The sequence below is a fragment of the Variovorax sp. FG153 genome (genome assembly GCF_057809595.1).
Genome location: NZ_JBMDKG010000007.1, coordinates 129,954 through 148,613, shown reverse-complemented (window position 1 = coordinate 148,613; position 18,660 = coordinate 129,954). Strand labels below are relative to the sequence as shown.

General features: G+C 63.5%; 15 protein-coding genes. 10 read left to right on the top strand and 5 right to left on the bottom strand.

What is annotated here, in order from left to right; genetic code table 11:
- The first annotated feature begins 315 nt into the window (after positions 1-315).
- Positions 316-2,313: a DUF3363 domain-containing protein gene (locus ACODT0_RS11120; RefSeq protein ID WP_489041286.1), complete on the top strand. Its 1,998-nt coding sequence runs from the start codon at positions 316-318 to the stop codon at positions 2,311-2,313.
- Positions 2,314-2,580: 267 nt separating this feature from the next.
- Positions 2,581-3,510, top strand: coding sequence for an acyl-CoA thioesterase domain-containing protein (locus ACODT0_RS11115; RefSeq protein WP_489041285.1), 930 nt, complete (start codon positions 2,581-2,583; stop codon positions 3,508-3,510).
- 61 nt (positions 3,511-3,571) lie between these two features.
- On the opposite strand, the gene ACODT0_RS11110 is transcribed toward ACODT0_RS11115, so the two are convergent.
- On the bottom strand, positions 3,572-4,378 hold the full coding sequence (locus ACODT0_RS11110) for an IclR family transcriptional regulator (RefSeq protein ID WP_489041284.1): 807 nt from the start codon (positions 4,376-4,378) through the stop codon (positions 3,572-3,574).
- Between the two features lie 174 nt (positions 4,379-4,552).
- Between ACODT0_RS11110 and ACODT0_RS11105 the strand changes: the two genes are divergently transcribed.
- The 7 genes from ACODT0_RS11105 to ACODT0_RS11075 all read left to right on the top strand — a co-directional run bounded on the left by ACODT0_RS11105 (position 4,553) and on the right by ACODT0_RS11075 (position 13,857).
- Positions 4,553-5,578, top strand: coding sequence for a Bug family tripartite tricarboxylate transporter substrate binding protein (locus ACODT0_RS11105; RefSeq protein WP_489041283.1), 1,026 nt, complete (start codon positions 4,553-4,555; stop codon positions 5,576-5,578).
- Positions 5,579-5,606: 28 nt separating this feature from the next.
- Positions 5,607-6,386, top strand: coding sequence for an SDR family NAD(P)-dependent oxidoreductase (locus tag ACODT0_RS11100; RefSeq protein ID WP_489041282.1), 780 nt, complete (start codon positions 5,607-5,609; stop codon positions 6,384-6,386).
- A 412-nt stretch (positions 6,387-6,798) separates the two neighbouring features.
- Entirely contained in the window at positions 6,799-8,613 is a 1,815-nt protein-coding gene (locus tag ACODT0_RS11095; RefSeq protein ID WP_489041281.1) for a thiamine pyrophosphate-binding protein, read from the top strand.
- A 10-nt stretch (positions 8,614-8,623) separates the two neighbouring features.
- Complete coding sequence (locus ACODT0_RS11090) at positions 8,624-10,090, top strand: NAD-dependent succinate-semialdehyde dehydrogenase (protein WP_489041280.1); 1,467 nt, start codon at positions 8,624-8,626, stop codon at positions 10,088-10,090.
- A 122-nt stretch (positions 10,091-10,212) separates the two neighbouring features.
- Entirely contained in the window at positions 10,213-11,178 is a 966-nt protein-coding gene (locus tag ACODT0_RS11085; RefSeq protein ID WP_489041279.1) for a Bug family tripartite tricarboxylate transporter substrate binding protein, read from the top strand.
- A 207-nt stretch (positions 11,179-11,385) separates the two neighbouring features.
- The gene (locus ACODT0_RS11080; protein WP_489041278.1) at positions 11,386-12,831 is read left to right on the top strand and encodes an MmgE/PrpD family protein; all 1,446 of its coding nucleotides are present in this window, start codon (positions 11,386-11,388) and stop codon (positions 12,829-12,831) included.
- A gap of 12 nt (positions 12,832-12,843) precedes the next feature.
- Complete coding sequence (locus ACODT0_RS11075) at positions 12,844-13,857, top strand: zinc-dependent alcohol dehydrogenase family protein (protein ID WP_489041277.1); 1,014 nt, start codon at positions 12,844-12,846, stop codon at positions 13,855-13,857.
- A 289-nt stretch (positions 13,858-14,146) separates the two neighbouring features.
- Here ACODT0_RS11075 and ACODT0_RS11070 read toward each other — a convergent pair whose 3' ends face one another.
- The 4 genes from ACODT0_RS11070 to ACODT0_RS11055 form a co-directional block, all read right to left on the bottom strand.
- Positions 14,147-14,794: a flavin reductase family protein gene (locus ACODT0_RS11070; RefSeq protein WP_489041276.1), complete on the bottom strand. Its 648-nt coding sequence runs from the start codon at positions 14,792-14,794 to the stop codon at positions 14,147-14,149.
- Complete coding sequence (locus tag ACODT0_RS11065) at positions 14,787-15,542, bottom strand: helix-turn-helix domain-containing protein (protein WP_489041275.1); 756 nt, start codon at positions 15,540-15,542, stop codon at positions 14,787-14,789. Before ACODT0_RS11065 ends, ACODT0_RS11070 begins: the two co-directional genes overlap by 8 nt.
- A gap of 52 nt (positions 15,543-15,594) precedes the next feature.
- Positions 15,595-16,596 carry a Bug family tripartite tricarboxylate transporter substrate binding protein gene (locus ACODT0_RS11060; protein ID WP_489041274.1) on the bottom strand — a complete coding sequence of 334 codons (1,002 nt, stop codon included), beginning with the start codon at positions 16,594-16,596 and terminating at the stop codon, positions 15,595-15,597.
- A 141-nt stretch (positions 16,597-16,737) separates the two neighbouring features.
- Positions 16,738-17,466, bottom strand: a complete 729-nt coding sequence (locus tag ACODT0_RS11055; RefSeq protein ID WP_489041273.1) for an IclR family transcriptional regulator — start codon at positions 17,464-17,466, stop codon at positions 16,738-16,740.
- A gap of 273 nt (positions 17,467-17,739) precedes the next feature.
- Between ACODT0_RS11055 and ACODT0_RS11050 the strand changes: the two genes are divergently transcribed.
- Entirely contained in the window at positions 17,740-18,630 is an 891-nt protein-coding gene (locus tag ACODT0_RS11050; protein WP_489041272.1) for a LysR family transcriptional regulator, read from the top strand.
- The last annotated feature ends 30 nt before the right edge of the window (positions 18,631-18,660 follow it).

Genomic DNA, 18,660 nt, shown 5'->3' with positions numbered 1-18,660 from the left:
GCCATCCCACGTGCAGGCGCCTTGCCTCGAACGCGCCCGGCCTACGACCGTGGAAGCGTTCGCCGGCGGGCTGGCTGTGGGTAGCGCAGCACCGCCGGGACGCCGAGGCCCAGAGCGACAGCGAAGAGCAAAGGCGGAAGGCAAGACAAAAGGACACGGCACCGGGCCGCGTCGAAAGCCAGTCTGCACATGGGGGTCGCGCGGCACGGCGCGGCTTCGCCGCCGTGCCGCTTGGGGCGCGAGGCCCGCGCCAATGCAGGCATGTCCGCGTGCTTCGCACGACCGGACACGCCGTCGTTTTCCGAGGAGACAACCATGAGCGACCGACGCGACGACGATTTCCACGTGCGCCCCAGCGCCCCGAAGAATCGGGGCAAAGGCCAGGGGCAGAGCTTCGTTTCCAAGGTGCTCAAGCAGACGGGCAAGGCCAGCAGCGGCAAGTCCACGGTGCGCCGTCCTGGCGCTGCCAGTGGCACCGAGAGGGGCACCGGCCAGCGGCCCGGATCGCGCCTAGGGCGCGGCCACACGGCGGCGCGCTTCGCGGGCGCGAAGCTGACGCCCATGTCGCGGCGCGTGACCATCAAGACCTTGCTGGTCAACCACCGCCAGGCCAGCCCGCAGTCGCTCGCCAAGCACCTGCGCTATATCGAGCGCGATGGCGTGGGCCGGGACGGTGAACTGGGCCGGGCTTACGGGCCGCAGACCGACGAAGCCGATCTCGAGGACTTCAAGGAACGCTGCGCCGACGACCGGCACCATTTCCGATTCATCCTCTCGCCCGAGGATGGCGCCGAGTTGGAAGACCTGCGCACCTACACGCGGCACCTCATGGGCCGCATGGAGGCCGACCTGGGCACGGGCCTCGATTGGGTGGCCGTCAACCACTGGAACACCGACAACCCGCACGCGCACATCGTCGTGCGCGGTCGCGACGACACCGGCAAAGACCTCATCATCGCGGGCGACTACATCGCCGATGGCTTCCGCCATCGCGCCGCCGAACTGGCGACCGAATGGCTGGGGCCACGTACAGAGTTGGAGATCCACCAGACTTTGCGGCGCGAGGTGGAGCAGGAGCGGTGGACGAGCCTGGATCGCACGCTGAAACGCGAGGCCAGCGACGCTGGCCGGGTGCAAATCGAACGCCTCAACGAACCCCGGCTGCAACGCCAGCGGCTGCTGCTGATAGGCCGACTGCAACGCTTGCAGCGCCGGGGCCTGGCCGACGAGATGCAGCCGGGCACCTGGGCCGTCCATGCGGACGCGGAGAAGACCTTGCGCGCCCTGGGCGAGCGTGGCGACATCATCCGCACCATGCAGCGGGCCATGCGCGGCGAGCCGCGCGAGCTGACGGTGTTCGAGCCGAGCGACGATGGCCGTAGCGTCATCGGCCGCGTGGCCGCCAAGGGGTTGGCCGACGAGCTGCACGACCGGGGCTATCTGGTCATCGACGGCGTGGACGGCAAGGCCCACTATGTTGCGCTCAACGCCCGCGACGAGTTGGCGAACTACCCGTCCGGCGCCGTGGTGGAAGTGAAGGGATCGGCCGACGTGCGCGCGGCCGACCGCAACATCGCCGCGCTGGCGAGCGACGGTCTGTACCGCACCGACCATCACCTCGCCATCGCGCAGGGTCAGGCCATGCCGGGTCGCGACCCCCAGGAGGTCGTGGCAGCCCACGTCCGGCGCCTGGAAGCCCTGCGCCGCGCTGGCATCGTGGAGCGCGTTGCCGAAGGTCTATGGAAAGTGCCTGCCGACCCGCCCGAGCAGGGCCGCCGCTATGACGCGCAGCGCCTGGGCGGCGTGGCGGTTGATCTGAAATCGCACTTGCCCATCGAGCGGCAGGCCCGTGTGATCGGTGCCACTTGGCTCGACCAGCAGTTGATGGCCGGTGGCTCGGGCCCGGGCGACCTGGGCTTTGGTGGCGAAGCCAAGCAGGCCATGCAGCAGCGCGCCGATTTCCTGGTTGAACAGGGCCTGGCCGAGCGGCGCGGGCAGCGCGTGATCCTGGCGCGCAACCTGCTGTCCACGTTACGCAACCGGGAGCTGGCACAGGTCGCCAAGGACATTGCCGCAGCAACCGGCTTGGAGCATCGCCCTGTGGCCGACGGCCAGCGTGTGGCTGGCATCTGCCGGCGTAGCGTCATGCTCGCCAGTGGACGCTACGCGATGCTCGATGACGGCATGGGATTCAGCCTGGTGCCATGGAAGCCGGTGATCGATCAGCGGATGGGGCAGCAACTCATCGCCACGTTGCGCAGCGGCAGGGTGTCTTGGGAGATTGGGCGACAACGGGGGATAAGTATTTCTTAAAGTTTGATGCTCAGAACTTCGCTCTCAGCGGTGCAAGGCTTGTGAAGCGCTTGAGCGCTGCTCCCCATCAGAATTGCATACAGACAGTCCACAACAGCAATGGATGCGCTCGAAGCGAGGTCGACTGCCTTGGGGAAGCCATCGGACGTTTCATTTGGCGAAACACGGTGCGTGCGCTGCATAAGCAAATGACTCACTGCTCCTGTGATGCGCGTTAAGGTCTCCATATCGAACGGAATCGCCCTTCCCGAACTGAAACAGGATCAGATGAAACGTGAATCCCAAACCCATCGCGTGCTGCGAGCCCTGAACGCCAATCGAGTTCCGGGGTGGCAGTTTCCTGCCCACTATTTGGGGCTCGCATTCGGGCGCCTTGAGGAGCACCACGCCGACGTAGTCATGCGTGCAGGCCCGCATTGCATCGACGCGAATGGGGCAGTGTCATTGGAAGCTCTGGGCGTTCTCGCGGATGTGGCGATGGCCGGTGCAGTACGTAGCCAGATGGGGCCCACGGCTCGCGTCGCGACGGTCAGCATACGGCTTAGCTTAGGCGTACTCCCTGGAGAAGGAGACCTTCATGCGGCTGCCGAGCTGAAGTTGAGCTATCCAGGCCCGGCTATGCAGATGACCGCAGCGAGTCTGTCTGTCGTCGCGAGCGGCAAGCTCTGCTGTACCGGAGAAGGCACCTTTGCCGTTCTCGATAGCGAACGCAATTCGGCCTCTCATCCCCTGCCAAAGCGCAGCACGCTCGAATCGATCGATCCCCTTGCGACTGCGGATCTGACGTCGGAAGAACAGCTCGTCTTCGACCGCGCGCGGCACGCTGACACCGGCTCCCTCGCAGAGCACCCATTCCTCGAACGGTTTTGGAGCGCTCCTTCTGGGCGAGGGGAAGGATGGGCGGAGCGTCGTGTGCAAGGAGGTATGCACGTGGAAAACCGTGTCGGCGATATTCAGGGTGGCGTACTGCTCGGCATCGCGGCGCGGACTTGCACCTCGGCACTTCCGCAAGGCTGGCGACTGATCGATCTCTCAGCACAGTACATCTCAGCGAGTCCGCATACCGGAGTCGTGATTCGGGCCAAGTCGCGGCGCGTCGGTCGTAGCCTCGCATGCATCGAATGCGAGGCGACCGACGACCAGGGGCGAACGACGCTGCGCGCTCAGGCGAGTTTCATGAAAGAGCCAAACTCCTGACCACCCCGGCAGGCATGGGCGCGCACGTCCGCCTTCGGGGGCGCGAGCGTGCCGCGCCCCATCAACGCGTCGTACCCCACACACCTTCCACCTCCTCGGCCAGCGCAAGCAGTTTCTCGCCAAGTGTCTCCACAGTGAGTTGGGGAGGAAGACCGGCAGACGCCAAATAGCTAGCATTGAGGCCATATATGGACCCCTGCGGCCCCCGCACGATGGTGCCTACGCCCGCATTCCCAAGAAGAGAGCTTGCTTGGCTATATCCCCGCCTCTGAGCCTCGCGGATAGCCGCATTCAACTGCCCGCGAACCTTCGGCCAAGCAGGGCCGTGCTCATCACCCAGAAGCTCGTAGACGGCAGCTCGTTCATTCGCTCCAAGATGAGCCAAATACGCGATGCCAGGAGAGCACGTTTCGATCGGCAAGCGAAGCCCTGCAGCCACCGTGCGCGTCTGGGCGCCACGGCCTTTGCGAAACGTGGTCACATAGACCATGTGGACATGGTCATGCGCTGACAGACCGACGTTGATCTGGTTCTCGCGGGCGAAGGCTTCGAGCAAACCATTGACCGTGCCCAACTCGGAACGGCTGAACTGAAACGCTCGGCCCAAGCTCAAGCACGATGGCGCCAGACGGTAAGCCTCTTCCTTCACGTCGAACTCAAGAAGTCCCGTATCCACTAGAGAGCGGCACAGTCTGCTCACGGTCGCCTTCGGCAACTGCACCCTCAGCACTAGTTCCGAGTTGGAGAGGCTCGGCGTTCCCCCCAGAAAGGCGCGAAGAATTCGGATGCCCCGCTCCAGTGACTGGCTGCCGGGTGTAACCCGGACAAACTTTCCGGTCTCTCGGCTGATGCTGCGACTCGTTTGCATAGTTCCTCTGAGCAAGAAAGACGCGCCTTGCGAACCTGGAGGTTCGAACCGCGCTACGCCCCGAGTGTTCCGATATGCGAAACACGCAGCTTCCCCGCGCCATCTTACAGACTTAATCTTCCGGACTCGCCACCGGGACCAAACGCGCTCCGGCCGAAATCATAGGAGGCACACATGGACAGGAGACACGCCGAACGCGCTTCGGCAAATCGGACACGCCGCTGGGTTCTGCTTACAGCAGGGAGTGCTCTGGCGGCCACCAGCTTCTCGCGCGCCGTGCTAGCTCAGCAGTGGCCATCCAAACCCATTCGCATTGTCGCTGCTCAGGCGCCAGGATCATCGAACGATGCAACCGCGCGCGCTCTTGCGGAATTCCTCACGGCCGAACTCAAAACCCCTGTGATCGTGGAAAACAAGCCGGGCGGCCTCGGCATGATCGCAGCCGACACCGTGGCCCGCTCGGCGCCGGACGGATACACGCTCCTGATCACCCTGCACAGCCAACTGGCGCAGGCTCCGGTCCTGCTCAAGAAGGCGCCGATCGACCCAGCCAGGGACCTCGTTCCGGTCGGAACATTCAATACCGGTGTGTCGCTGGGTGTCGTCAAGAAGGACCTGCCCGTTGCCAACCTGAAGGAACTCATCGCGCTGTCCAAGACGCGGCCTGTTTCGGTGGGCAACTATGGTGTTGGGTCCGGCTGGCAGATGATGGTCATGCAGCTTGCCAAGCAGACAGGAGGCCAGTTCGACATCGTGAACTACAAGGGCACCGGCCCGATGGCGCTCGACCTGATGGCCGGGAACATCGACATGGGAGCGGGCTCTATGGTCGGCTTGGCGGGCGGCATTCAGCGCGGGTCGTTCAAGCCCGTCGTCATGATCCAGGGCAGCCGCGGAAATCCACTAGCGCCAGGCGTGCCGAGTTGGGCTGACGAAGGCTTCAAGGGGCCGGCGTTCCAGAGCCTTCTGGAGTCGAACATGGTGTTGGCTCCGCGCGGCACGCCAACCGAGGTGGTGCAGCGTATCGCTGAGCTGATCCAGAAGTCCGCTCATGCCTCCGACAAAGTCAAGGCGGTGCTCGCCCAGCTCGGTGTCACCGACAGCCCGACGCTGACCGGGTCCGCCCTCAAGGAGTTCATTGCCCAGACTTGGCCGGCGTTCCAGAACATGACCCGCGAACTCAACATCGTCATCGAATAGACGGGCACCGTCGTCAAGGAGGACACTCATGAGACTCGTCAACAAATGCGGAATCATCACCGCCGCTGCATCCGGAATTGGCCGCGCGGGTGCCATCCGGTTCGCCCACGAAGGTGCGAAAGTACTGGTGGTCGATCGGGATCAAAGAGCAGCCGAAGAGACCGTCGCAGCCATTCGAGCAGCGGGGGGCACGGCAGTCGCTGCAGTCGGTGACCTCACCCAAGAAGACTTTGCGCGACAGATCGTGCGCACCTGCCAAGAAAAATTCGGCGGCGTGGACTTTCTCTGGCCCAACGCCGGGCATCCCGGTGCAGCCGCGGTCGAAGGTTTGGACCTGGCCGAGTTCGATCTCGCGATCAATCTGAATCTACGAGCCGCGCTGGCGTCCGTCGTGGAGGCGATCCCGCTCATGCGGCAACGCGGCGGCGGAAGCGTCCTGTTTACTGCTTCAACATCGGGTCTCGTTGGCTCACCCGTGAGCCCAGTCTATTCGGCCGCCAAGTTCGGCATCGTGGGGCTGATGAAATCATTGTCGAAGCGCTTCGGCAGGGATGGGATTCGATTTAACGCCGTGTGCCCAACTGCCACCGACACGCCGATGCTGCGCGTCTTTGTCAAGCGGCCCGACGACGAGGCAACCAAGAACGACGACGTGGAGGAGCTGGTCCGAAAGCGGGCAACCGGTAATGCGTTTGGTCGCACGGCCAAGCCCGAAGAGATTGCCAGTGCAGCGCTTTTCCTGATTTCCGACGAAGCGTCTTTCATCACGGGCGTCGCGCTTCCAATCGACGCCGGAGCAACGGCGTAGTACTCCGCCGGCCTGGGGACTGTTGCTCGCTTCGAGCTAGGCCCGCGCTGCTTCCAAGGATCGGCCATCAAGTCGTGCACGCACCTAACGGTGGGTTTTCAGCGCCGGAAACCCACCGCTCCGGCCGCAGCAGTAGCCTGATGCGTCCATTGATGGACGGCATCTGCAGCTCATTACTTGTACTCAATATTGCGAGACGCGCCCCATCCAACAGGCGATGGAGGCACGTGTGTGTGCGTCCGGTTTTGGAGGAAGTGTCGCCCGTTTGTTCTTGGCTCCATGTTCCGTAGAACGAAACATCATTCTTCCTCCATCGATATCTCGCTGATAGATTTCCATCCGCACGGGGTGTTTCGAGATCGCGTGTCGCCGACTTTTCAATACCACTCTGAAGACACGAAAGAGGACTGATATGAGACAAATCACTGTAGCCGCCGGCATTGCGCGACTGCTCGAAAAAATGGGCACGGAATTCGTCTTCGGCCTCAACGGCCATGGAAACTGGGGGCTGCTCGATGCCCTGGTGTACGACACCAAAATCGAATGCATCAGCGCGCGAATGGAAGATCAGGCGGTGGAGCTTGCCGATGGCTATTGGCGCTACAAGCGCGGGGGCGCACTGCCCATCGTGACGACAAGCGTCGGCCCCGGCAACGCCAACATCATGCCGGCCATCGCTACAGCGTACTACGAGTCGATCGCCATGCTCGCCATCGTCGGCGTCGGCGCCACGCACTGGTTTGACCGGGGAGGCATCGAGGAAGCTTACCGCGATGGCCCTGAAGACTTTGCAGGGGCGATCCGGCCGATCTGCAAAAAGGCCGTGATGGCAACACGCCCCGACACCTGCATCGACATGTTTCTGCGCGCCTACAAGACGGCACTGTCGGGCCGGCCGGGTCCGGTGGTCCTGGCAATTCCGTTCGACATCCAGCATGCGCTGATCCCAGAGGACAGTCTGCCCGATCCAATGCCCTACATGCGGATCCGCCGGCCCGGCCCGGATCCGAAGGGAGTCGCCGACTCCATCGAATTGCTGGAGAAGGCCGAACGCCCGCTGCTGGTGTTCGGAAGCGGCATCGCCAACAGTGGCGCGCATCAGGCGCTTCTGGACTTTGCCGAGGCCACCGGCACGCCGGTCGTCGCCACTTCTGCGGGCAAGGCTGCTTTCCCGGAGACGCACCGACTATCTGCCGGCATCGTCGGACGCGCGGGCTCGCTGCACGGAAACCACATGGCCCGCCGCTCCGACCTGATCATCGGCGTCGGAACCCACTTCACAGACATCGACACCGGCGGCTGGACGCTGTTCGACATTCCCGGCAACGCCAAGCTGATCCACGTGGACATCGACGAGAACGAGCTGGGCAGGGCTTATCCGACCGAGGTCGCCCTGAACTCGGACGCGCGTCTGGCGCTGGAGGCCTTGACGAAGGCCGCGCAGGGCGCCGGCATCAAGGAACGCACAAGCTGGACGAATGAACTCGCCAAGGAACGCGATGCCTTCAACGAGGCGGTCAAGCCGCTGCGCGAGTCCAACATCTCGCCCCTGCACTACGCCCGCGTCTGCGAGGACGTGAGCCAGGTCATCGAGTCGCAATGTCCCGAGATGTCGGTGTTCTTCGACACCGGCCACATGCTCAGCTTCGGCCCGTGTTTCCTGCGCGCATCGTCGCGCAACGTCTACCACAGCAGCTTCATGCATCGAATGGGCTGGAGCGCGTCGGCAGCCATCGGCGCCAGCATGGCGAGCGGGGGGAAGCCTGCCGTGGCGCTGCTGGGGGATGGGGCATTCATCATGCGTGCGACCGTCATGCTCACTGCCGTCGAGCAGAAGCTGCCCGTGATCGCGGTGGTGTTCGACAACAAGTCGCTGCAGATCGAACGCGAGGCGATGTTCAAGATCTATGGCCGCGAGTCACTGTGCGACTACCGCAAGAAGGGCGAAACCGAGCTTTGGGGACCGGACTTCGCCAAGATGGCCGAGGGCATGGGCTGCGTCGGCGTCCGCGTCGAGAAGGCCGAGGACTTCAAGCCTGCGTTCGCGGCCGCGCTGGCCAGCGGAATGCCCACGGTGATCAGCGTGGCCACCGAGATCGAGACGCCGCAGTATCGCTCTGCGTGGTATCCGTATCCGAAGGACTTCAACGCTACCTGGAAGCCGGGCCTCGTGGATGCACCGGAAGGTCACGGCTTCGTGATGCCCACCTTCTCCAAAGAAGATTGAGGTCATCCCGATGATCGAACTTGCTCTGAAAGATCCGAACCTGCTGCGTATGCGAGCCTTCGTGAATGGCCAGTGGGTCAGTTCAGACTCCGGCGACACCGTCGCCGTGACCAACCCCGCTACAGGCGACACCGTCGGTACCATCCCGCAGATGGGCGCGGCTGAAGCGCGCCGCGCCATCGAGGCAGCAGACGCAGCACTGCCCGGCTGGCGCGCCACCCTGGCAAAGCAGCGGGGCCGGCTACTGCGAAGGTGGTCCGACCTCATCATCGAGAACCAGGATGACCTGGCCAAGCTGATGACGGCCGAGCAAGGTAAGCCCTTGTCCGAGGCACGCTCGGAGGTCGTCAGCGGCGCGGCCTTCATCGAATGGTTCGCCGAGGAGGCGCGCCGCGCCTACGGCGAGACCATCCCGGCGCCCGCGGCCGACCGTCGCGTCGTAGTCATCAAGCAGCCGGTCGGTGTGTGCGCGGCGATCACGCCGTGGAACTTCCCCAGCACCATCATCACGCGCAAGGCGGGAGCAGCCCTCGCAGCCGGATGCACGATGGTGGTGCGACCCGCAAGCAACACGCCGTACTCTGCCTTAGCGCTGGCGGAGCTGGCGCAACGTGCCGGGATACCCCCGGGGGTCTTCAACGTCATCACCGGTGCACCCGAGGAGATCGGGCTGGAGCTGACGACCAATCCGATCGTGCGTAAGTTGTCCTTCACGGGCTCGACCGGCGTCGGCAGGAAGCTGATGGCCCAGTGCTCCAGCACCATCAAGAAGATGGCGCTCGAACTTGGCGGGAACGCGCCGTTCATCGTGTTCGAAGACGCCGACGTCGAAGCGGCCGTGGAAGGTGCGCTGGCATCGAAATTCCGCAACGCGGGGCAAGCCTGCGTCGGCGCGAATCGGTTCTATGTCCACGATCGCGTGTATGACGAGTTCGCGGCGAAGCTGGTCGAGAAGGTCAAAGAACTCAAGGTGGGCCCGGGGACTGAGGCGGGCGTCACGATGGGGCCGCTCATCGACGCGCGGGCCGTGGAGAAGGTGGAGGACCACCTTGCGGATGCGCTCTCCAAGGGCGCCCGTGTACTCGTCGGAGGTCGGCGGCACGCCCTCGGCGGTTCCTTCTTCGAGCCCACAGTGCTTGCAGACGCCAAAGCGAACATGAAGGTCGCCCGCGAGGAGACGTTCGGTCCGCTCGCCCCGCTCTTCCGGTTCACCGACGAAGCGGAGCTGCTTGAAGCCGCCAATGACACGGAGCTTGGACTCGCCTCGTACTTCTACAGCAAGGACATCACGCGCGTCTGGCGCATCGCGGAGGCGCTGGAGACTGGCATGGTGGGCGTGAACGTCGGACTGATGGCCAATGAAGCCGTGCCGTTCGGCGGGATCAAGGAGTCCGGCATCGGTCGCGAGGGCTCCCATCACGGCCTGGATGACTACCTGGAGGTCAAGTACGTGTGCCTGGGAGGTATGAGCCACTGACCACGAAGTCTGCATACAGCGAGTACCGGCTCGCCAAAGTCCGCCGCACTGCGGCATCCGCCTCTCACTCCCGGCAACCACTCAAACCACTCAAACACTCTTCGAGACAAAGGAGATTCCTCATGCGTATTCTCACCACAGCGTTGATGGCCGTGACATTGCTATTCGGGGGCGGGCTTGCCTCCGCGCAGGACTACCCCTCTCGGCCGATTCGATGGCTTGTGCCTTATCCCGCAGGCGGAGGCGCTGACAACATCGCTCGCCTCATCACTCAACGTGCCTCGGAGGTATTGAAACAGAGCATCGTGGTCGACAACCGGCCGGGCGGGAACACGGTGATTGCTACCCAGCTCCTGCTGTCGTCGCCAAAGGATGGCTACACCGTGCTGCACACGGCCGAGCAGATCGCCTCCAACGGCAGTCTCTATCCGAACCTCCAGTACTCGGCAGAGCGTGATCTGGACTTCATCACGATGATGGCGCGGGTGCCATTCGTGCTGCTGGCCCGGCCGAACCTTCCAGTTACTGACGGCGCCAGCGTGATCGCCTACATGAAGAAGGAAGGCGACAAGGTGAATTACGGCAGTTGGGGTCAAGGCGGCGCAAACCACCTTGTGATGGAGGCGTTCGCCGACCGAATTGGTACTCGCCCGACGCACGTTCCCTTCCAGGGGGCCGCCCCTGCGGTGCAGAACCTCTTGGGCGGACAGATCGATCTGTACTTCTCGGACCCCACTGTGGCGCTGCCGTACATCCGCTCTGGCAAGCTGAAGCCGCTGTTGGTGACCACCAAGGAGCGCCTGCCATATCTCCCGGAAGTCCCCACGGTTGCGGAAAGCGGCTACCCGGGCTTCGACATGTACACGTGGCACGGGCTCGTGGCGCCGAAGGGATTGCCACCGGCCATCGTGCAGAAGCTCGCTGCAGTGGTCAAGCAAGTGGTGGCTGAGCCTGCCGTCAACAAGGAGTTGCTGGAGCGCGGGTTGATTCCTGATGCACAGGGCCCGGAGCAGTTCAAAGAGACATTTCTCAAGACGCAAACGGAACTGGGTGGAATCGTGCGCAAGCTGGGCATCAAGATCCAGTAAAGCGCAAGGCCGAGGGCGATCAGACATGAGCTGCCCGCCCGGTCTGGACGCCGTCTATCGAAGCTCAGCACGTTGTTGGCTGGCCTGAAACCAGCCGCCAGCGGCTCCCAATCGCCGGAAATCGCAGTGTACTTTGGCAGTTGTCGCAGTAGTGCGGACAGCGATCCTGCACCGGCATCCGATTCATTGATAGTGGGGAGAATTGGTATGTCGAACGTGACGGAATCGCAGCTCAGCTTGTGGCAACAGCTCGTGAAGGTGGCACTGGAGTACCCCACATCTGCATTTTCAAGCCCTGTCTTGGCCAAGGCCTGCGATCGCGTCGTCGATACTGTTGCCTCTGCGCTGGCGAGCGCAAGTGTCGGCGAAGGCTTGGCTGCGAGTAGAGTCGTCCAAGCCGAAGGCAGCGCGGGCGCGGCGTCAGTTTGGGCATCCCGGGGAACCACGGCTTCGGCAGCGATGGCGTGCCTCGCGAATGGCACGCTCGCTCATGCCGTCGAGTACGACGACACGCATGCGCTGTCCACCCTGCATCCAGGGGTCGTTATCGTCCCGGCGGCCATGGCGGTAGGTCAGGAGGTCAATGCCAGCGGGCCGGACGTGCTCGCTGCCGTGGCCATCGGCTACGAGATCGCATCCCGCCTGGCGTCCCTAGCACCAGGCAACTTTCAACGGCAGGGATTTCAGCCCACGGCAGTCCTTGGCATCTTCGGTGCAACCGCGGCCGCATGTCGGTTGAAGCAGGTTTCCCTGCTGACCGCCACGCATGCGGGAGGTATCGCGGGTAGCCTTGCGTCAGGGCTGATGGAGTACCTGGCCGACGGCAGCGATGTGAAGCAGCTACACGCGGGATGGGTGGCACAAGGTGGCGTGCGTGCGGTCCAGTTCGCTGTAGGCGGCTTGTCCGGCCCTCGGACGGTCCTCGAAGGAGCAAAGGGCGTGTTCCACGCGTTCATCTCCCAATCCATCGATCCTCGAGCTGCTGTCGAGGGGTACGGCGAGGATTGGCGAGGCGTTGATGCCGCAACGAAGCTCTATCCAGCGTGCTATGGGGTGCATGCGGTCATCGACGCGTGGCAAGTTGTTCGGAACCAGCATGGCCTCGGACGAGAGGATCTTCCGAACATCAAGCGAATTACAGGGCTAGTCCCCGAGTTCTTCCAACAACTGGTGTGCGAGCCGCTGTCCCACAAGCGGGCTCCACGCACGGTCTACGAAGCGCGATTCAGCCTCCCGTACGTCGTTGCAAGGGCCATCGTCGATGGGCACGTTGATCTCCAGAGCTTCCTGCCTGCGCGCGTGGCCGATCCAGAGTTGGCGGCGGTCATGCAGAAGATCGACTATGAGGCTGCGGTCTTCCGCACGTTCCCGGGCGAGTTTCCTGGTGGCTTGCGCGTCGAGATGACGGATGGGCGCGTCTTCGAGGCGACAGTGGAGCACAACCCAGGCGGACCGAGCATGCCTGCTTCCGCCGCTGATCTGGAGCAGAAACTGCTTGCAGCGACCGAAGGCATCAGCGATGCGGACGCCGGCCACGCCCTGATCGAATCGCTGCGTGCGCTCTGCCAACCCGACAGCGACCTGCATGGATTCTCCTCGTCAATGGCCCGGATAGGCGCCAGCGACCGAGACGTGGCCGGTAGCTCAACGTAAGAAAGGCGTCACATGAAAGCCATCGTTGTCCGCGCACCCGCGGGGCTCGACTGCCTGGAACTGCGCGACCTCCCTGATCCAGGCCAGCCAGGACCTGGTCAGATACGGGTTGCATTGCATGCGACGTCGCTGAACTACCATGACCTGCAGGTCGCTGACGGCCGATTTGCGACGGAGGACGGGCGGGTGCTGATGTCCGACGGTGCAGGTGTTGTCGAGACTGTCGGAGAGGGAGTCTCCGACTTCCACGTCGGAGACCATGTGGTCTCCTGCTTCTTTCCGCACTGGCTCGACGGCTCCCCGTACAATGCCGTCGGCAACTTTCTAGGTACGCCAGGCGACGGCATTGATGGCTACGCTACGGAGTACGCTGTTCGTCCTGCGACGAGCTTCACCCGAGCCCCAAGTGGCTGGAGCCATGCCGAGGCAGCCACCATCACCACCGCGGGTCTAACCGCCTGGCGTGCCCTGGTGGTCGATGGCTCACTCAAAGCCGGTGAAACCGTGCTCGTGCTGGGGACCGGCGGCGTCTCGATCGCCGCGCTGCAGATCGCGAAGTCCTTGAGCGCCCGCGTCATTGTCACGTCCTCGTCGGATGAGAAGTTGGCGCGCGCCCGCGCGCTGGGTGCGGATATGGTCATCAACTACGAGCGGTCACCGGATTGGGGCAACACCGTTCTATCGCTGACGTCGGGGCGCGGCGTGGACCACATCGTCGAGGTGGGCGGGCCGGGTACGCTCGCGCAATCCATAAAAGCCATACGTGTCGGAGGCCACATCGCACTGATCGGTGTCCTGACCGGCCGCGAGGGCACGGTACCGACAGGGATGATGCTGGGCAAACAAGTGCGGCTGCAGGGTCTCATCGTCGGCAGTCGCCGGCAACAGCAGGAGTATGTCGCCGCCCTCGAACAGGCGGGCATCCACCCCGTGATCGATCGAAGCTTTCCGCTTGAGAACTTGGCCGACGCCTTCAGGCTTCAAGCCGCAGGAGGGCACTTTGGCAAGATCGTCTCCGAGTGGTGACCGGTGCCGCGAAGACAACGTTTCCACCAACGAACGCTTAAGGTCTCCGGGCAGGAAGGCCCATTCCAATAGTGCGCCTAACCGCCGCCCCAAATGCGACGAGAGCTTCGGCGGCGCCGAAATGGATGCCCCGACACGCCGCCAAAGCTTGGCTCGTGGCGACCAGCGGTTGCGCGCGCAGCAGCTTGGCCGATCGGAAGGACAAGCCAGAGAAACGACATCCTGCTACGCTTGTGCCGACGCTCATGGATTCCCGCGCAGGCCCGACGCCATGTCGTCTGGAACTCCGTCAGGGGCTTGCCGGCATGCCAGTTGAAGGAGGCGCAGTCGGCCTGACGCGCTCCAGAATTTCGCCCAGAGCCGCGTACCGCGGTCCGCCCAGACGCGCGATCGGGGAAATGCCCACACTGTCGATGTAACGCCCATCAAACACGGCTTTGGATATGTGAAAGGCGACGACCTCGCCAATGTAGAGTGTGTTCACGCCCGAGCCCAGCTTCAGCGCACGCTCCAGCCTACATTCCATGTGGATCGGCGACGCGACCACGCGCGGCGGCGAGACGAACTGGCTGGGCAGCGTCGCAATGCCCAATGCCTCGAGCTCGCTGGTTTCGAACGGGTAGTCAGCGCTGCTCGCGTGCATGGCTTCCAGCGTCTGCGACGTCGCGACATTGACGACGAACTCGCCGGTCTCGACGATGTTCCGGGCGGTGTCCTTCAGATCCCCTTCGCGCGTGCTGATGTTCACGGCCAGCATGGGCGGGCTGTGCGCCACGTAGTTGTAGGAACTGAATGGCGCCGCGTTGGCGACGCCGGCATGGCTGCGCGTCGTGATCCAGGCGATGGGCCTGGGTACCACCGCACTGGTTAGCAGGCGATAGGCGGTGGCGGCATCCAGCCCCGACGCCGCCAGCGTTGCGTACTCGTGATCAATCATCTGCGATCCAGTTCTGGGAACGATTTCGACCCGCGGGCTCGTCAACGACGCTCAGGACGCCTTCAATCATGGACAGCCTGCGTGCCGGAAATTCATCTGCGCGGCAGAACACGCCGATCGCGAGCGGCGTGTCGCGCGGCTTCCTGGAGGCCGTCGCCGCCACGCTCGCCCATGAGCCCGACGGGCCCGCCGGCATGTCCGCATAGCCCTGCTCGGCGAACGCGAGCAGGCTCGAACGCAGCGAGGGAAGCGCCACCTGATCCTGCGGTGGCGCTGCCACGTTGTGGTTGCTTGCGAGCCGCTCGACGCGCCGCCATTCCTCATGGGCCAAAAAGGCTGCGCCCACAGCACTGTCGAACAGCGATTCCGATGCGCCAGCAAGCGCCGGGTAGCTAAGTTCGGCGGGGAGCACATGCAGTAAGTGAGCCCTGGACTCATGCATCAGGGCGACCACGACGGTGCCCTGTGTACGTTCGGACAGATCGTCCAGCCGCGCAAGTAGGCCCGAGGACGACAGGAGATACTCATGGAATCCGTGGCCCAGCATGGCCAGTCGCATCGTAGGCGCGTAGGTTTTCTTCCGTGCGTCATATTCCAGGAAGCCCTGCCTCTCGAGGCTGAACAGAAGCATTGAGACCGAACTCTGTGGCGCCCGGATGAACTCCGAAACCTCGCGCACACGCACAGGCCGGCGAAGCTTGGCCATCAGCTCGAAGACCCCGATCGCACGACCCGCCGACTTGACCACGTAAAGATGCCCTTGAAGAAGCTGATGTCACACAACCCTGGTGTATGGCAGCTTACTCCGTGACGAGCGACAAGTTGGCCTTGGCTGCAAGATCGGCCCAGGTTCTGCGACCCTTCTCGACGTAGGCCGTTGTTTGGGCCGCTGACATGTAGGTCGCCTCCAGGCCCACCTCGGCCAGCGCACGCTGGTATGCAGGGTCTTCCACCATCGCCTTCAACTCATGGTTGAGCTGGTCGATGATTCCGCGCGGTGTCCGCGCGGGTGCAACGACCGCGAACCACGGCGGTGCCGCGTCCCAGTTCACCCCTGCCTCCGCGCTGGAGGGCACATTTGGGAAGGCCGACGACCGCTCGCTTCCCACCGACGCCAGCACACGCACCCTTTCCGACGCCACGTGCGGCGCAACGTTGCCCGCGACACTGACGGTCAACAGTTGAACGTGGCCGGCGAGCAGGTCGTTTAACGCGGGGGCAACGCCCCTGTAGGGCACATGCTGAATGTCGATGCCAGTCCTGAGCTTGAGAAGTTCTACGGCAAGATGCGTCTCGTGCCCGGTGCCGGCCGATCCGAAGAAGTACTTCCCAGGCGCCGCGCGTACCAGCTTGATGAATTCGCCCAAGGATTTTGCCGGGATGGACGAGCTGACGATGGCGACGAGCCGGGTCTGCGCAATGATCGCGACAGGCGCGAGATCGCGTGCGGCGACGAACGGTGGCGGGGGCTTGAGAAGCGCCGAGATCGTCAACGGGCTTTGCGGTGTCACAAGCAAGGTGTAGCCATCAGGGGGCGCCACGGCGACGGTGTGGGTGCCCAGGTTGCCCCCCGCTCCGCCCTTGTTCTCCACCACGAACTGTTGCCCCATGCGCGCCGTGAGCCGCTCCGCGATCATGCGCGCGATCAGGTCGGTCCCCCCCCCCGCAGGAAAAGGAACCACCAGCTTCACCGGCTTGCTGGGATAGCTGCCTTGCGCCACTGCGGGGACAGCGGTCCAAGTGAAAGCCACGAAAAGCAGCAAACTTGCCGTTTTGGCAATGGCCCGGGGCGAGAGTTTCACGGGGTGTCTCCTTTGGATCAACTCACCCTGGAGCTTGCCCATCATTACTCCTTATCTCAAGGCGGTTGCGAAGAAATCACCTATGTGATCGCGAGCCATGCCGCTGCATTGGTTGGGGGCGAGAAAGCCCTTTTTGCAAGCTCACGTCATCGCGGTGGTCATGCCCTGTTGGAGCAGTTCGATGAATCGAACCCGTCCGTTGCGCAATCTCTCCAGTGGGGCTCCGATGCCAATCGCGAGCTCATGCCTGGGGCATAGCATGCTCACGGCGCCCCCCCCGCGAAGCCAGACTCCTTCCGTGTATGCGTAGCCTCGCTCCCTGCACTCGAGGATCTGGTCCAGCATTCGGTCGCGAAAGGATTCACGCTCGGCAATATCCGGCCTCTCGGAGATCCGGCCTATTACGTCCTGCAGCTCTCCATCAGGCAAGGAGGCCAGCAGCGCCCTGCCAGGCGCCGAATGAGTCAGTGGCCTGGCCACATAAGGATCGACATAGCAGCCATTGTTCTGCGACTGCAGAACCCGGACGTACTGGATCGAATCACGATTGCGTAGGCCTAGCGTCACGGTCTCCCGGGTGTCACGCCTCAGCCGCTCGACGGCGCGCATTACGGATTCGGAACCTATCGCGGCCTTGATGAACCAGGCGCCGAGCAGCGCGACCTTGATCGAGGGGGAATACCTTCGCCGCACTGGATCCTTGCACACATAGCCCAGCTTCACCAGCGACGCGAGCAAGGTCGAGGCGGAGCTTTGGGGAATCTGCATCTCGCGGCAGACTTCAATCTCGCTGGCTGAACGCTGCCGCTCGATGTACTCCAGGATCTGGAACACGCGGTCTGCCGACTTGACGGGCCTGGGCTCTTTCACTGCGATCTCGTTGCTGAAGGGGAACCACCCGGAACTCTGCCGACCGCGGGTGCGAATCGCAATAAGGATTGCCCCGAGACCTTTCGTTCAATTCCCCTGGTGATCCGGAACAACAGAATTTCCAGTTCTTCGGAGTTGCCAAGCACGCGCGCCATCGCGTGCTCCTCGGTCTACACGCTCTCTCTTAAACTTGCCCCAGCATCCGTTCTTCTCCCGTTCGCGTACCACCACACCACATGGCTGTGCCCGCCGGGTAATTTCAGGACCCCATCGATGAGCCGAGTCAACAAGCTGCTTGCCATCCAAGCCTTCGTCTCCGTTGCCGAGGCCGGTAACTTTTCCTTGGGGGGCAGGCGCCTGAGCATGTCGCCCTCCTCCATGACGAAGCTGATCGCACAGCTGGAAGCCGATCTCGATGCGAGGCTGTTGAATCGGTCCACGCGCAGCTTCTCGCTGACGGACCAGGGGCGCGCGTACTACGAGAAATGCCTATCCGTGCTGTCGGCGCTGGAGGAATCCGAACTTGCGCTGCGCTCGGCAGCCTATGAGCTCAAAGGCCGCCTTCGCATCGTCGTGCCGTTCTCATTCGCGCGCGTCACGCTCGTACCCGCCCTCGCCGACTTCATGGTGAGATATCCCCATTTGAACCTGGAGCTGGACATGAGCGACCGGCCCGTCGACCTCGTGGAAGGCGGCTACGACCTGTGCGTGCGCACAGGCGAGCAGAAGGACAGCGGCCTCGTCGCCCGCCTGCTGATGAAGACGCCTCAGGTCGTCGTCGCCTCTCCCGCGTACCTGGCGCGCCATGGCACGCCGGCCAAGCCCGAGGATCTCGTCCACCAGAACTGCATCGTCAATCGTGACGGCCCGGAGTGGGTCTTCCATCAGGAGTCGGGCGCCGAACATCGCGTACGGGTCAAGGGCAGCGTGTCCATCTTCAACGCCGACGTGATGCGCGAGGCCGTGGTGGCGGGGGTCGGGATCGCGAAGGCCAACCGGTGGCTCTTCCGCAACGACCTCAAGGCCCGCCTGGTCACGCCGATCCTCGAGGCCTACGTGTCCGGCGAGGCGCCTGTCTATGCGCTCTACCAAGATGCACGCTACCTGCCCCCGCGCGTGCGCGCGTTGCTGGATTTCCTGTCAGAGATCACGCGACAGGAATGATCCTGCGAGCATGCCCTCCCCGGCCTGCCC

Coding starts and splice junctions, on each gene's coding strand:
- ACODT0_RS11050 (WP_489041272.1), top strand. CDS start 17,740: ATGAGCCGAGTCAACAAGCTGCTTGCCATCCAAGCCTTCGTCTCCGTT.
- ACODT0_RS11085 (WP_489041279.1), top strand. CDS start 10,213: ATGCGTATTCTCACCACAGCGTTGATGGCCGTGACATTGCTATTCGGG.
- ACODT0_RS11115 (WP_489041285.1), top strand. CDS start 2,581: ATGAAACGTGAATCCCAAACCCATCGCGTGCTGCGAGCCCTGAACGCC.
- ACODT0_RS11080 (WP_489041278.1), top strand. CDS start 11,386: ATGTCGAACGTGACGGAATCGCAGCTCAGCTTGTGGCAACAGCTCGTG.
- ACODT0_RS11100 (WP_489041282.1), top strand. CDS start 5,607: ATGAGACTCGTCAACAAATGCGGAATCATCACCGCCGCTGCATCCGGA.
- ACODT0_RS11120 (WP_489041286.1), top strand. CDS start 316: ATGAGCGACCGACGCGACGACGATTTCCACGTGCGCCCCAGCGCCCCG.
- ACODT0_RS11070 (WP_489041276.1), bottom strand. CDS start 14,794: ATGATTGATCACGAGTACGCAACGCTGGCGGCGTCGGGGCTGGATGCC.
- ACODT0_RS11075 (WP_489041277.1), top strand. CDS start 12,844: ATGAAAGCCATCGTTGTCCGCGCACCCGCGGGGCTCGACTGCCTGGAA.
- ACODT0_RS11095 (WP_489041281.1), top strand. CDS start 6,799: ATGAGACAAATCACTGTAGCCGCCGGCATTGCGCGACTGCTCGAAAAA.
- ACODT0_RS11105 (WP_489041283.1), top strand. CDS start 4,553: ATGGACAGGAGACACGCCGAACGCGCTTCGGCAAATCGGACACGCCGC.
- ACODT0_RS11110 (WP_489041284.1), bottom strand. CDS start 4,378: ATGCAAACGAGTCGCAGCATCAGCCGAGAGACCGGAAAGTTTGTCCGG.
- ACODT0_RS11090 (WP_489041280.1), top strand. CDS start 8,624: ATGATCGAACTTGCTCTGAAAGATCCGAACCTGCTGCGTATGCGAGCC.